Source organism: Cerasibacillus quisquiliarum (genome assembly GCF_014202495.1).
In the GTDB taxonomy this organism is placed as follows: domain Bacteria; phylum Bacillota; class Bacilli; order Bacillales; family Amphibacillaceae; genus Cerasibacillus; species Cerasibacillus quisquiliarum.
On record NZ_JACHHA010000004.1, the window covers coordinates 178848 to 194070 of the forward strand.

A 15223-nucleotide genomic window follows, 5' to 3' on the forward strand; every position below is an offset into this window, starting at 1 on the left:
AGAGTATGAAACGTTTAGTATTTATGTTAATTGGATTTATGTTTGTAGTTATCCTGCTTACCGGATGTGGCGTTACTCAAGAAGATGGACAAGCTGACTCAACATTTAACGGAGACAACCCAGTCGTTACTATGACCATGGAAGATGGTGGTGAAATTGTGATGGAGTTGTATCCAGAAGTGGCGCCGAACACTGTCCATAACTTTATTTCACTCGTTGAAGATCAATTTTATGATGGATTGATTTTTCACCGTGTGATTCCTGGCTTTATGATCCAAGGTGGAGACCCTAATGGCAATGGTACAGGTGGACCGGGCTATGCGATTGAAGGTGAATTCACCGCTAATGGGTTTGAAAACTCTCTCGAACATGTACGTGGTGTTGTATCGATGGCACGTAGCGCTCATCCTGATTCAGCTGGATCACAATTTTTTATTATGACTGATAAGGCCACACATCTTGATGGAGAATATGCCGCTTTTGGAAAAGTAATTGAGGGAATGGATGTTGTAGACCAAATTGTTCAAGCTGAACGAGATGAGATGGATAAGCCGGTTAAAGACCAAAAAATAAAAACAGCTACTGTCGATAAAAAGGGAAATACATTTCCTGAACCAAAGAAGAAATAAACATCTTGTAAATGTTTATTTCTTCTTCAGATTAAGCATCGCTATATAGGTCCAATTGGTTCATTTATATTTCTTGAGTTTTATTTAACGATCGGTAGGTTAAATCACATTAGAAATCCATTGCATTATAAGTATTGTGAATTTACCTCTCACTATAAAGCAAGTCGAGTCACTATTTTCCCATTATACGTAAACCGAAGCGGTCTTTCGTTCAAATATGTCTCCACATGAACGACTCTGCCCCATAACTGATAAATGTACGGTAAAACATTTTCTAAATAAGGAATGTCTAGTTCAATTCCTTCATAATGATGCTTCAAATAGAGTTCACCATTTTTTAAATAGTCTCCATCTTCTACAGTGATGTACGGAAACCCTCCATTCACTCGTATAGAAACTAATTGATTGCGTATATTCTCATAGTCTTTATCTGTAACTTGATATACAGAGCCTTTTTTTTCAAATAAATAAAGGTCTTCTTTCTGCACGAGCTCTTTCGTTAAATAGTTTCGAATAAATGAAATATCTGATTCTAATTCACGTACTTCAAATATTTTATCTCGACCGGAATATGGCTTAATGCCATGTGCTATCATTTCCTCGCTTGGGTGATTATAACGCTGTTCAATATCTTCAAATATTTTTAAACCTAAATAATAGGGGTTCATAAATGTTTTCGACGGCTGAATCACATTCGCATTTAATTTAGCAAACTCAATTGTTTCGTCTGGACTCAAATCCATCTCTCGTAAAATGCGCTGATGCCAATATGATGCCCATCCTTCATTCATGATTTTCGTTTCTAGTTGTGGCCAGAAATAAAGCATTTCTTCACGCATCATTGTTAAAATATCGCACTGCCAATCAGTTAATTCTTGACTATGCTCAATAAGAAAAAGTAATAAATCTTTTTCTCGTCGTTTAGGAGCTTTTCTCCTTCCTGCCGACCGTGTCTTTTTCGCTTTTGGTTTAGGTTCATTTAAATACCATAAATCATCATAAGGTGTCGTTCTTATATCACTCTCTTGCTCATCATCTTCTTCATCATATAATGTCGGCCGCAGAAGTGAGGGATCTATATGTTCCTGAATCGCTAACACAGCATCTAAAAACTTCTCTACAACTTCATAACCATATACATGCTCGTAATGAGCAATTCGTTCAGCAGTTGCCGTCATACTATCGACCATATCGCGTCTCGTATTGGCAAAGCGAACATTATTCTTAAAAAAATCAGAATGTGCCAAGACATGTGCGACAATCATTTTATTTTGGATTAAAGTATTCGTATCCAATAAAAAGGCATAGCATGGGTTCGAATTAATGACGAGTTCATATATTTGACTTAAGCCCAAATCATACTGCAGTTTCATTTTATGAAACTGTTTGCCAAAACTCCAATGAGTAAATCGAGTCGGCATACCATATGCTCCAAACGTATATATAATATCCGCTGGACAAATTTCATAACGCATCGGAAAGAAATCAAGCCCAAATCCTTTCGCAATTTCCGTAATATCATGAATGGCACGTTCCAATTCCTTAGTCAAAACAATCCCTCCATTTATGCTTTATACAGTGTATGAGAACTATCTTGAATTTTGAACTTCCAACAAAGAGAATAGAAATTGTCCTCTCCCTTTATATCTATCGAAGAGTTACATGAAATATTGCAAAGTCGGAAAGAAAATGCCATTCAAATTGAAAAAATTGAATCTGAACATGAAATCATTGAATAACGATTGCAATCAACGCATTACGAAACAAATCTTCATAAGCTTCATGGTTATGTATCAAGATATACTTTAAAACTAAATGGATTAGGGAATATTTATGGGGAGTTTATGTTCACAATCTTACTAGAGAAATTGGATGATATTCCGTTAGAGACAACCACTCTCTATGGAAAAAGTGGTGATAAATTAATTCTCATAAATGACCGTGCTGTCTACAAATTAACCTTAAAACAGTAAAAAACCCTCACATGAAAGCGAGGGTTTTTTACTAGACAAGGTATGTGTAAGGAATATTCAAGGGAACTTTGAAGACAACAAATTTCGTATAGGGAGTTACGAATTATATTAGGGAGAACATTCCCACACATGTTACAATAAGTTGTTCCTGTTAGTTAACTTATGTTATATCATAACACAAAATAACAATTAGTGTTGGGGCATTTATCTGTATTTATGAACAAATTATGAATTTTTCATTCACAATTAGCTAGCTTCTTCTAGCTTATTTTTATTATAAAACAGAATTAAAGCAGAATTAAGGCAGAAATATGGAAGTGCTAAATACTTTATATATAGAGAGAAAAAGACCGTTTGATTTTTAAAGAATAAAGAGAAAACCTCTTATTCCAAAACTTTATAAAGAGATTTAGAAAATAAAAAATTAGATTTATAAAGTAGTCATGATCGTACGCATTTTGTTTGTTTTATTACGTTATAATTTAACATATTATTTAATTTCACTTATACTAAGGCAGCCCCTAATCATCGATTAACAATAAAGCTACTGACAAATTTTTGCCAGAGAAATTTAATGTCAAGGGCTGAATTGCATTTAAACTTTCCACTTGTCATTTCAGTAGAAAGTAAGTTGTTATAAAATATACTACCTTACCTTTTGGCTAATTAAATGCTAGTGACTCAGAATCAGCTCAAACATCAATTACCTATTGTAAGCAGATTGTGGATGAAAAAAATGCTTCATCGCATGATAGACATCTTGCTTTCCTCTTAACACAAAATGTTTGAAGGCTGGGTCACTTATTTCACTAAATGCTCTCATCAATGTTGAGTACCGATCATATTCATTAATTTCACCATACCCGAATAATTTAGAAACGGTAAGTAACTGTTTTACTAAACGAATACTATCCTGATTATCAGAATAGAAATTCTCCCCATCCGTAAAATGAAACAGATAAATATTATAACTCGTCGGTGAATATTTCTTATCAATTAGTTCAAGTGCCTTTTTATATGCGGAAGAACAAATTGTACCGCCACTTTCACCTTTCGTAAAAAATTCCTCTTCAGAAACGACTGTTGCCTCCGTATGATGAGATATAAAAACGATATCTACCGTCTCATACTTTGAACGTAAAAATCGTGTCGTCCAAAAGAAAAAGCTCCTTGCTAAATACTTTTCAAACTTTCCCATTGATGCACTCGTATCCATCATCGCTAAAATGACAGCATTGGATTCTCGTTTTGTCACTTCTGTCCACGTCTTAAAGCGTAAATCTTCTTCGTATATCGGTGCAATCGAAGTTCTCCCTTTCGTGGCATTTCGTTTTAATGCCGATAAAATCGTTCTCTTCTTATCTAAGTTCCCTATTAAGCCTGTTTTACGGACATCATTAAATTCAATACTATCAACCGTCACCTGTTCATTATCCTTTTTCTCTAATTGAGGTAGCTTAAGTTCATTAAATAACGCTTCTTCCAGTTCAGCGATTGAGACGTCTGTCTCATAATAATCGACACCCGGTTGATTACCACCTTTTTCTCCGCTTAGACCATTTGCTTTTGCTTCTTTATCCGATGTGTGTGCGATGACATCACCTTGTTGACTCGTTCCATCTCCTTGACCGACATGTTTTAACCTCTCATGATTATAACGAATTTTATATTCATCAAGTGAGCGAATTGGTACTTTAATCACTTCTTTCCCATTCGACATAATGATGCTTTCCTCTGTTATTAAATCTGGTAAATGACTTTGAATCGCTTCTTTTATCTTTTCCATATGACGTTCTTGATCACGAAATCCTTTACGATGGAGTGACCAGTCCTCCCTAGAAACAACAAAATGATGTTGCTTGTTTTTCACGGTTTCCTCACCTTTCCTTATCCTTTACTTTACAATATGCAAAGAAAGGGGGAATCTTACACGATTAATGGATTTGTTTCCATTCTGGACTTACTATTTATATAACACGACATTATAATATCCTTTATAAATATCTTTACCTTTTACTTCTTTATTAAAGTAAATAAACTCTACATACATCTCATTGTTTGGTGAATCAGCTATACTTATGTCTTCAACAGTCACTAACTTATCCTTATGGAAAAATTTAACCGTTTTATCTTTTATTGAAAACGTATCTATATCTTTTCTTTTCACTTTTTTTGCGTCTAACTGAGCAATATAACTTCCCAATTGATTATCTTCCCATGCTTCTATTTTCTTTTCTAAAATGGATGATTCAACATAAATATGACCAAAAACGAGCATGACAACTGCTAGTAAGCATAGTGGAATAGTAAATAAGAAACGAATGAGACCTTTTCTATATAATATAAAAATTAATATAACAGAAACCGTGACGAAAAATACGAGTCTCATATCACCAGTATTTAATAAAAACTCATAAAAATCCGGATAGGATGATTCAACTTCTTTTAAACTTATTGATTCATCATGACGATGATAGTATTTATTCATAAAAACGGATTGCTTCATTCTTTTCTTATCCCTTCATATAGGAAATATGATAGAAAAATTAAAGCAGACCAATATATCATAGATCTGCTTCTTAAAACATATGATTGTTAATCATTTTATTGTTCATCCATACAATACTCTGTTAAATAGCGACCCAACCTTGTTTGATTGCTTTTAATACAGCTCCTGTACGATGTTCGACATTCATTTTTTTCATTAGGTTATAGACATGATTCTTAACAGTCACTTCTTTTATCGATAACGCTTTTGCTATTTCACTGTTTGTTTTACCATCTATAATGAGATCTAATACTTCCTTTTCACGCCGACTCAACATCAGTGATTCCTCGTATGAGTCTACCGCCACTTGCTCACTATGATTCAAATGTTTATCTTGATAATCATAGATAACATTTTTTAAAATATCGTCATTAAAATAGAAATTACCACCATAGACTTCTTGAACAGCTTCTAGTAAAACAGAGAATCCCATCGTCTTTAACACATATCCTTTAACACCAGCACGAATGGAATATACTGCATATATATCATCTGTTTCTTCCGTTAAGACGATTATCTTTAAATCAGGATTTTTCTCAATCATACGCTTAATTGAATTGATACTATAAATAGGTTTATCACCGATTTCTACTAGCAAAATATCAAATGGTTCTCTTGTTTCTTTTTTATATAAATCGTTTAACTGTTCAAATGTTGGGGCATAAGCAACGAGTTTCGATGAACCAATGGCATCAAATAACACTTTAAGACTGTCCCTATATAACAAGCTTTTATCCACAAGAGCAACTCTTAACATCTCGTTTTGACCCTTAGTATTGCTATAGTTATTTTTTTTCTGCATAAATCATCACTCCTAGATTTCTGTTATGATTGACCTCCATCAGAATAAGGCTTCATAATAAAAACGATTCCTAAGTTTCGTTTATCCTTTTGACTGATTGTTCGTTTAATTTGTTTGTTTGTTTTTGTAATCGGATTATAAGCATGAATCTTAATCGTATTCTTCTCATCATAAAGTGCTTCATTAAAGTCATCGATGTTTTTTATAAGTGAGCCATTGACACGTATGATTTCATCACCACTTTCTATGCCTAATCGATCAGCATATGAGTCCCGAATGACCGTTAAGACTTTAAGTTGATCTTTTAATGCGAAATAATAAGACCGCATTGTATCTGCCTTGACATAGTACTGAATGAACAACCTTCCTAAAATAGCAATACATAATGTCACCCAGGAAAACCACGAAATAACATAACTTCCAATCGCTAAGCTCATAACAATAACACCGAGTAAAGCAATATACTTAGCCTTTCTTTGTGCTAGAGGTACTTCCTCTTGTTGCTCAACGACCTCATTCAATCCGATAAAAAAAGGAAAAATCGTCAATTGAAATGAAATCAATTCAGTTGAAAAGGTGGAAGCTGTTTCCACTGTTCCACTAGGCAAATAAACAATAAATGGCACAAACATGGATCTGCGAATATATAATTGATTTATCCAAAGTCCACGATAGCTTGGAGAAATTTCCGAGTATAGTTGTTGTCGCTGAACACTATAAAAAAGAAATGCCTCTACAATTAATAACATACCAGTTAAAATAAGCCATCCTGATATGGATTCAATTGGAAATCGACTGGTGTCTATTCCTAGTTTGGAATACACTAATATCATTAAAAACGAAAGACCTAATGTATAACTTGGTGATAAAAAACGATAACGATAATTAAATGATAGAATAACAGTGACGATACTAATTAAAAGGATTGCTTCAAACGTTATATAGATACCTGTTAAATAAATAAACATCGACAATATCATACTTGCTACGATAGATATGACCCACGTATGACTCATCTCAGATAACATAGGGAATAATTTTCTTCCATAATCACTTCGTTCGGAACGGACACGTATGTAACTAGAGATAATCATTAATAAAATGAACCAGTACAATAACGGATTTAAAAAAACAGTCAAAAAGGAAAATCCCTCTAAATAAAACAATATTTACACCTGCGCTTTTTTTAAGGAATCCTGTAACATCTCATAAAATAGTCTTTGTATAGACGCGTCATTCGTTAAAAAGTATCTTTAATTACATATATTATATTTTGTTCAACTCAACAAATTCTCTACAAACTCCAACTATACTCTTAAGAATGTATTAAGGCTTTCTTCTTAATTCACATTATGTAAAGGGTGTTCAACTTAGAACACCCGTACAACATTAACGATTCAATAAACTACCTACATAACGCAATAATTCATTTGCTGAAATGGAGTGATAACCGTAATCATCAATCAATCGGGCAATAACTTCATTTATTTTCTTTAATTGCTGTTCATCTGGTGTTTGTGTAGATGTTGTAATTTTTACAACGTCTTTTAAATCAGCGAACAGCTTTTTCTGGATGGCTTCACGAAGTCGATCATGAGAACGATAATCAAAAGTTTGACCTTTCCTAGCATATGCAGAGATTCGGATCAATATCTCTTCACGAAAAGCGCGTTTTGCATTTTCTGAGATGCCGATTTGCTCTTCGATTGAACGCATGAGTTTTTCATCAGGAAGCATCTCTTCACCCGTTAATGGATCCTTTAGTTTATGTCGATTGCAAAATGCCTCTACATTATCTAAGTAATTATCCATCAGCGTCTTAGCTGATTGTTCATAAGAGTAGACAAAAGCCTTCTGTACTTCCTTTTTGGCAATTTCGTCGTATTCTTTCCTAGCAATTGAAATATAATTTAAATACGTTTCTTTATCTTCTTTTGTAATCGATGGATGTTGGTCCAGTCCATCTTTTAAAGAGCGTAAAACATCTAATGCATTAATAGATGGTACTTCTTTACGAATAATGGCTGAAGAAATTCGGTTTATCACATACCGTGGGTCAATTCCACTCATCCCTTCATCAGGAAACTCTTGACGTAACTCATCTATATCTGTTTGATTATAACCTTCGACACTTTCTCCATCATAGAGACGCATTTTTTTAACGAGATCAATACCTTTTTTCTTCGATTCTTTTAGTCTTGTTAAAATCGTGAAAATGGCCGCCACTCTTAACGCATGTGGCGCTATGTGTACATGAGCCATCTCGCTTTCTTTAATCATTTTTTCATAGATTCGTTCTTCTTGACTTACTTGCAAATTATATGGAATAGGCATCACTATCATTCGTGAATGAAGCGCTTCATTCTTTTTATTAGCAATAAATGAGCGATATTCTGCTTCATTCGTATGGGCAACAATGAGAAGATTGGCTGAAATAAGAGCAAAACGCCCGGCTTTAAAGTTTCCTTCTTGCGTTAACGACAATAAATGCCAGAGGAATTTTTCATCACACTTCAGCATCTCTTGAAATTCCATCAATCCACGGTTTGCCTTATTTAGCTCGCCATCGAACCGATACGCCCGTGGATCCGACTCTGAACCATATTCAGCAATGGTTGAAAAGTCAATACTTCCTGTTAAATCAGCAATATCTTGTGACTTCGGATCTGAAGGGCTAAATGTTCCAATTCCCGTCCGTTTATCTTCAGAAAAGAAAATACGCTCAACCATCACATCTTCTATCCGTCCATTGTATTCTTTCTCTAAGCGCATCATGTTTAAAGGAGACAAACTTCCTTCAATGCGAATACCATATTCCTTGTAAAAATCATCTCTTAAATGATGTGGAATCAAATGCAGTGGATCCTCATGCATTGGACAACCTTTTATTGCGTAAATAGCACCTTCATCCGTGCGAGAATAATGTTCTAATCCACGTTTTAGCATCGTTACAATCGTCGATTTCCCACCACTAACTGGTCCCATTAACAGTAATATGCGCTTTCTCACATCTAACCGTTTTGCTGCTGGATGGAAATACTCCTCTACTAATCTCTCAATTGCATCTTCAATACCAAATATCTCATCACCAAAGAAGTGGTACACTTTCTTTCCATCGATTTCTGTTATACCAGCTTGCTGAATCATACGATAAACACGTGAATGAGCCGTTTGTGCAACTTGGGGATGTTGCTTCACAATATCTAGATACTCACGAAATGTCCCTTTCCATTTCAATCGTTCTTCTTCTTCACGAAATTGTTTTACCTTTTGCAAAATGTCCATCCGTCTTTCCCACCTCAGTTCATGATGTCTTATACTATATGCAAAAAATAACATAAGCATGACAAATGGGAATTTTTTACTTAATTCCATGTATAAATAATATTTACAGCTTGTATCAGTATAGAAAATCATTCATAATTAATGTAATTATATTTTTTTATTTAATTCATAAAGAAAGATGGAAATCATGATGCCCCAAAATCAACCAATGACAAAGACAAAGGTGTTCCTTCTTATAATTTTATTATTTATTGGTTTAACAGGATTAAGAATAGGTTGGATTATGTTCCACAAGACGCCTGAGCAGCCCTATGTGGAAAAAGGTGTGCTTGACTTAAGAGATTGGACATTCACAGACAAGCATACAGTAGCGCTAGATGGGGAGTGGGAATTTTATCCAAATGTATTTATTGACCCTAATGGTAAAGTAAATCAATTAGATAAACACTCTTATATTAAAGTCCCAGGAAATTGGAAAGATAGCATAAACAGCCCTGATAAAAGCAATATTGGACATGGAACGTATCGTTTAAAAATCACTTTACCAGATGATCGCAAAAGGTTGTACGGTCTAAGAGTGGAAGGAATAACAAACGCAGCCCAAATTTATGTAAATGGAGAGAAAGTTACTGACTATGGGACACCTGGAACATCCGCTAATACATCCATTGGAAACCGCGGACCAAAATTAACTTTTTTAAATCCGAATCAAGATGAAATAGAAATTATGATTCACGTATCTAATTACGATATTTCATACCGCGGAGGTATGACAGGATCTATTAAAATTGGAACTGAAACAGCTATCATAAAAGAAGACCATCGTTCACAAAATTATCAATTAGCTGTTTTTATCGTTTATCTATTGCATAGTGTCTATGCTTTTGTCTTATTTTTTTTAGCGAGAAAATACAACCAAAAAGAGCTGTTGTTTTATGGACTTATGCTCTTGCTAGCTGGATTTACCGTATTAATTGATGATGACATCGTTCTACAATTATCAATCGGCGCTAAGACATATCATAAATTACTCAATTTATTATTTATTAGTACACTGATTACCTTAATCACTGCGATAAAGTATCTATTTAATATTAAAACAAGACTTTTTCCAGTGCTTATTAGTTTATATGTTGTCTTGGCTATTAGTATTATCTTTATTCCATTGGATTATTTCCAATGGATAAATATCGGCACGATGATACTTTTCTTTACATCCTTCTATTATTTATTTTCCCAAACAATAAAAATTATCCAAAAGGGAAATGATGAGGGCATATATGTTTTATTCTTTATTACAGGATATACATCTAATATGATTTGGGGTGCCATGATTAACGGTGGACTTGTTAAAATTCCATTTTATCCCTTTGATTTTATTATATATGTCGTCGCTATTGCCTTACTGTTATTAAAACGGTACATGAATGTGCTACAAGTTAATGAGCAACAAACATTAGCATTAAAAGAAGCTGATCGAAAGAAGGATGAGTTTTTAGCTAATACATCACATGAACTACGCAACCCATTACATGGTATTATTAATATTGCGCAAACGATGTTACACAATAATGAAGATACATTAACGCAAAAAAACAAAGACGACTTAAAATTACTTATTCGCATTAGTGAAAATATGCGATTTACCCTAAATGATATTTCGGATCTAACAAAAATAGAGGAAAATCAGATGCAGTTTTATCAACAGCCAGTTAACCTTCATACCGTTACATCAGTTGTACTCGATTTGATTTCTTTTATGGTCGATGAGAAAGATTTAAAGTTTCATTTCAATATACCGATTGACTTTCCAAAAGTATATGCTGATGAGAATCGACTCATCCAAATACTATTTAATTTAATTCATAATGCGGTAAAGTATACACCTGCAGGCTCTATTACAATTGATGCTCGGTCTGAAGGTAATATGGCGACAATTTATATTAAAGATACTGGGATTGGAATTGGTCCTGATGCTCTTCATAACATATTCAAACCTTATGAACAAGAAGATTCCAGTATGACAGCCATTGGGGGTGGCATCGGTTTAGGTCTTCATGTTTGTAAACAATTAGTTGAACTACATGGTGGTAACTTATCTGTAAAATCTAAACCAAATGAAGGCTCAACTTTCTCATTTACACTTCCTTTAGCTGATCAATCAATGACTCATCAGACAGATGAAACTGAAGAAACGTTAGTTACTAAAGAACACGCAGCAACAATTACAGAGGAACCTATTTCAGAACAAAAGAAAAAACATAAAATTGCAAGAATTCTCATTGTGGATGATGACCCTGTTAATTTAAGGGTTGTGAGTAATATATTAAACCATGATTATCATCTGATGACAGCAACAAGTGGACAGGAAGCATTACAATATTTAAAAGACAATCGATTTGATTTAATTATTTCAGACGTGATGATGCCTCAAATGTCTGGATATGAGTTAACACAACATATACGTAAACAATATACTTTATCTGAGTTACCGATATTACTCTTAACGGCTCGTAACCAAATCGAAGATATACAAACAGGGTTCAATGTCGGGGCAAATGATTATGTCGTCAAACCTGTTGATGCACTCGAATTATCAGCACGTGTGCATTCATTAATACATTTAAAGCTTGCGATTCATGAGCAGTTACGAATGGAAGCCGCTTGGCTCCAGGCTCAAATACGACCACATTTCTTATTTAATACATTAAATACGATCGCATCTTTAAGTGAAATTGATACAGCGAGAATGACGACCTTGTTAAATCACTTTGGAAACTATTTACGGAGAAGTTTTAACGTAAGAAATACAGAAAAACTCATACCACTGGAAGAAGAATTAGAAATAGTTCGCTCTTATGTTTATATTGAGCAGCAACGATTTGGAGACAGATTAACCGTTGAATGGGATATTGATGACGATTTAAAAATTGATGTACCCCCGCTATCCATTCAACCTTTAGTTGAAAATGCCATTCAACACGGTGTCTTAAAACGCGCTGCTGGAGGTACTGTTAAAATTTCTGCAACAGAAAAGGAAGACGAAGTAACAATATCAATTCATGATGACGGTGTGGGGATAGATGCTGCAAAAGTTGAAAAGCTATTAACTGACAAAGCAAGTTCTAAAAGTGGAATCGGCATTGCTAACACGAATGAACGGTTGAAGAAACTCTTTGGTAAAGGTTTAGAGATTGAGTCCACACCAAATAAAGGGACAACAATTTTATTTGACGTTCCAAAACAATAAAAAAACATAAAGCTCCTCATATATGGGGAGCTTTATGTTTTATAAAGCGAGCTAATCAGCTTTCTTCTCTTCTTTTTTATCATCTTCTTGTTCAGCCCGTTCAGCCTGCTGCAGTCTAACCTTCATTCTGTTTTCTCCATGATGAACTTGTCCACCATGATGTTCTAATAATTCTACACCGACTGTAGCAATAGGTGGTTGATTAGTTGGTTTTGGAACTATCGTTGCATGTCTATCAGATGCTAAACTATCCCATGTATTAGGATTATTATATCGATACCACCAAATACCACTGTCACTTATGGATCTATATCTCGTTTTATCCTTGGTGTTTTCCACCATTTCATTCCAGTCTTCTATAGCTTTTTTATCTGGTTTTATTCGAACATTAAATCTATTCTCCACTTCTCCTATATAACCAGGTTTTACATTAAAATAATAATGCACTTGTCTTTTAGCATGCATTCCTGCAGGAGCATAGGTGAAATCTAGTAAAATTTCAGTAACTTGATCAGTATCAGATAAACCTAAGTCACTTCTCGTATACTCGTGATTATGCTTAGCATTTTCAATTATTATATCTGGTTTACCGTCTATCTTAAGTACAAGGTTATATTCAGGGTCTCTAGCCAATGGTATATTTAAGCCATATTCAGGATTACTTCTCGCAAATATCCAGTCCCCAGGAGTATTAACTTTATCTAAGATTAAATTTTCATCTACCGTATAAATCGTTCTATATTCATCCATATCGTATTTTTGTCCTGGATGCATGGATGTCACACCATGGTAAAAATGTAAATATGCATCATCATGAACAGGGGGATTTGGGTTTTTTCCCTCAGGGGTTCCTTGGCCACCTTTTCCATCTTTGGGACCATAGTGAACAGAATAGAAAATAGTACCTTGAATATCTCCTGTTGATGATACGGATTCGAAAATGCCGACTTCTGCATTTCTGGCGGATCAATAGGTTTTCCATCAATAAAAGTCGCGGTTGCAGTTGCCGTATTATTTATTTTTGTGTTAACTAATTTCTTATCATTGTCAACTTTTGTCCAAAAAGTTAAGGTTTGAGTGAAAAAATTTTCATCGGATTCCCCTTGTCCTAAGAGGCTTGGTGCATCAAATTCCCAGGTTAATTTATTCCCATTTTGTGTGGGCTGTGGAGCACTTTGCCTATTCATCTTTGTAAATTCAATCCCTTGTGGGAGTGTATCTGTAATCACAATTTTAGATCCTTCTTTTAAATACATCTGTCCGATGTCTTTTTTAGGGATATCCACTGTGATTTCCCAACGTATATAACTGTTTAAAGTTGGGGCTAATATAGTTTCTTGATTTTTCTCGGCCCTTATATATTCTTTAGAAATATTTATAGCACCTGAAGAATTTATTTTTACCGTAGCATCGTCGATGAATTCTTGCGTTTGTTCCTTATCCGTTACCTGAAGTGTTGCAATGGCATTTAACTCAGCACCATTAGGAGAATTTAAGTTCTCTGTTTTCACCTTGATAATTTTCTCGTAAGTTTCTCCGGCTCTTAATTGGTCACTAAATTCATAAACGTCTTGTGTAAATTGAGTGTAATCAGTAATTGGCAATTTCACAGTAAGTGTCGAATCTTCATATAACTTTTGTGAACCTGTTGTTTTTAAAACCAGTTTATACATTGCTGCTTTTCCAGATTCGACTGTTGTTTTATAAGGAGAAAGATCGATATCTGTATTTAAATCTCCGACAAAGGGGGTTACGACTTTTGTATTTTCGTCAGTTGAACCTTTTTTCTTATCTTTTTTGTCTGTTTGCTTTTTATTTGGTGTTTCTATTTCCTTGATTACATTATTTTCTGTCGTTCTTTCCTTCTCTGTCTTTGTTAATTCGTCTTTTGATTGTTTCTCTTCAGCTGTCTCATTCTTATCTTCTTCATTTATGTTGGATTGATTCGTTTTTTCTGGCTTCTCTTCTTTATTGGTTTCAGCTTTATTTCCATCTTCTTCTAGTCGCTTATCAGTCTCTTTCTCAGGTTCATCACTCTGATTTTCTTTACTATCGGTAGTTTTATTTTCTTCCACCATATTAACCTGAAACGTCTCTTCAGCTTCTGCCACTTTCTTTTTCTCTATCAATCCAATAGCTTGGATGTTGTTTTCTGCTTCTTCTAAATCACTCAATAAAAATTTTGCTTCTCTCTTTGATTCTGATGAATCTCCACTCCATTCAATTTTTAACAATTGATTGTTTTCATCATATTGAAAAGTCGTGCTTTTTTGCTTAAGTTGTGCTGTTTGTTCTTGGTCGTAGGTTGATTTTTCTGGTAGTTTGATATGTACTTCATCTACAATGGGGTCTTCTGTTAATAGTGTTACTACTGTATATTGATTTGTTGCTTCAGGATCAACTTTAATATTTAATTTCTGTTTGCTATCCATTTCTTTATCCGAAGCAAACATAAATGGTTGAACCCCTTGAGTAAAAATCAATAATATGATTAAAAATATCAAAGGTAATCTTCTCACTTTTCTCAATAGAACGACCTCCTTGTCTAACTTTTTACCCTTCCATAATAGGTTTTTTCAGAAAGACGATTTCTTTTGTTGCTCATATTAATACCCCACGTCATAATACTTTCAATAAAACTCCATTTACTTCAATGATAGAGCGTTAAGCTCAAATATTTCTCTACATTTAATGGATTTTTTAATTTAACAATCACGCTATTCTGAATAATTAATC

Annotated in this window: 11 protein-coding genes; 3 read left to right on the plus strand and 8 right to left on the minus strand. The window is 34.2% G+C overall.

Annotated elements, in window-relative coordinates; all coding sequences use genetic code 11:
• Window positions 1-5 precede the first annotated feature (5 nt).
• A complete protein-coding gene (locus tag HNQ35_RS06740; RefSeq protein ID WP_146936621.1) occupies window positions 6-629 on the plus strand; it encodes a peptidylprolyl isomerase in 624 nt (207 codons plus the stop codon).
• Window positions 630-781: 152 nt separating this feature from the next.
• Here the strand turns inward: HNQ35_RS06740 and HNQ35_RS06745 are convergent, their stop codons facing one another.
• The gene (locus HNQ35_RS06745; protein ID WP_221261439.1) at window positions 782-2179 is read right to left on the minus strand and encodes a SpoVR family protein; all 1398 of its coding nucleotides are present in this window, start codon (window positions 2177-2179) and stop codon (window positions 782-784) included.
• Between the two features lie 294 nt (window positions 2180-2473).
• Between HNQ35_RS06745 and HNQ35_RS14210 the strand changes: the two genes are divergently transcribed.
• On the plus strand, window positions 2474-2602 hold the full coding sequence (locus HNQ35_RS14210; protein WP_260173506.1) for a hypothetical protein: 129 nt from the start codon (window positions 2474-2476) through the stop codon (window positions 2600-2602).
• 703 nt (window positions 2603-3305) lie between these two features.
• Here the strand turns inward: HNQ35_RS14210 and yhbH are convergent.
• The 5 genes from yhbH to HNQ35_RS06770 form a co-directional block, all read right to left on the minus strand.
• Window positions 3306-4472: a sporulation protein YhbH gene (yhbH, locus tag HNQ35_RS06750; RefSeq protein ID WP_146936625.1), complete on the minus strand. Its 1167-nt coding sequence runs from the start codon at window positions 4470-4472 to the stop codon at window positions 3306-3308.
• 93 nt (window positions 4473-4565) lie between these two features.
• The gene (locus HNQ35_RS06755; protein WP_146936627.1) at window positions 4566-5108 is read right to left on the minus strand and encodes a hypothetical protein; all 543 of its coding nucleotides are present in this window, start codon (window positions 5106-5108) and stop codon (window positions 4566-4568) included.
• A gap of 124 nt (window positions 5109-5232) precedes the next feature.
• On the minus strand, window positions 5233-5952 hold the full coding sequence (locus HNQ35_RS06760; protein ID WP_146936629.1) for a LuxR C-terminal-related transcriptional regulator: 720 nt from the start codon (window positions 5950-5952) through the stop codon (window positions 5233-5235).
• A gap of 23 nt (window positions 5953-5975) precedes the next feature.
• On the minus strand, window positions 5976-7091 hold the full coding sequence (locus HNQ35_RS06765) for a PDZ domain-containing protein (protein WP_146936631.1): 1116 nt from the start codon (window positions 7089-7091) through the stop codon (window positions 5976-5978).
• Between the two features lie 250 nt (window positions 7092-7341).
• The gene (locus HNQ35_RS06770) at window positions 7342-9237 is read right to left on the minus strand and encodes an ATP-dependent protease PrkA (protein ID WP_146936632.1); all 1896 of its coding nucleotides are present in this window, start codon (window positions 9235-9237) and stop codon (window positions 7342-7344) included.
• A gap of 187 nt (window positions 9238-9424) precedes the next feature.
• Between HNQ35_RS06770 and HNQ35_RS06775 the strand changes: the two genes are divergently transcribed.
• Window positions 9425-12487, plus strand: coding sequence for an ATP-binding protein (locus tag HNQ35_RS06775; RefSeq protein ID WP_170226631.1), 3063 nt, complete (start codon window positions 9425-9427; stop codon window positions 12485-12487).
• A 51-nt stretch (window positions 12488-12538) separates the two neighbouring features.
• Here the strand turns inward: HNQ35_RS06775 and HNQ35_RS06780 are convergent, their stop codons facing one another.
• Both HNQ35_RS06780 and HNQ35_RS06785 read right to left on the minus strand, forming a co-directional pair.
• Entirely contained in the window at window positions 12539-13261 is a 723-nt protein-coding gene (locus HNQ35_RS06780; RefSeq protein WP_146936636.1) for a hypothetical protein, read from the minus strand.
• A 5-nt stretch (window positions 13262-13266) separates the two neighbouring features.
• Window positions 13267-15006: an adhesive domain-containing protein gene (locus tag HNQ35_RS06785; RefSeq protein WP_307724221.1), complete on the minus strand. Its 1740-nt coding sequence runs from the start codon at window positions 15004-15006 to the stop codon at window positions 13267-13269.
• Window positions 15007-15223 lie beyond the last annotated feature (217 nt).

What these genes read in the sequence shown, in the direction of transcription:
- HNQ35_RS06780 (WP_146936636.1), bottom strand. Translation starts at nt 13,261, where the DNA reads ATGCATCCAGGACAAAAATACGATATGGATGAATATAGAACGATTTAT.
- HNQ35_RS06770 (WP_146936632.1), bottom strand. Translation starts at nt 9,237, where the DNA reads ATGGACATTTTGCAAAAGGTAAAACAATTTCGTGAAGAAGAAGAACGA.
- HNQ35_RS06760 (WP_146936629.1), bottom strand. Translation starts at nt 5,952, where the DNA reads ATGCAGAAAAAAAATAACTATAGCAATACTAAGGGTCAAAACGAGATG.
- HNQ35_RS14210 (WP_260173506.1), top strand. Translation starts at nt 2,474, where the DNA reads ATGTTCACAATCTTACTAGAGAAATTGGATGATATTCCGTTAGAGACA.
- HNQ35_RS06740 (WP_146936621.1), top strand. Translation starts at nt 6, where the DNA reads ATGAAACGTTTAGTATTTATGTTAATTGGATTTATGTTTGTAGTTATC.
- HNQ35_RS06755 (WP_146936627.1), bottom strand. Translation starts at nt 5,108, where the DNA reads ATGAAGCAATCCGTTTTTATGAATAAATACTATCATCGTCATGATGAA.
- HNQ35_RS06775 (WP_170226631.1), top strand. Translation starts at nt 9,425, where the DNA reads ATGATGCCCCAAAATCAACCAATGACAAAGACAAAGGTGTTCCTTCTT.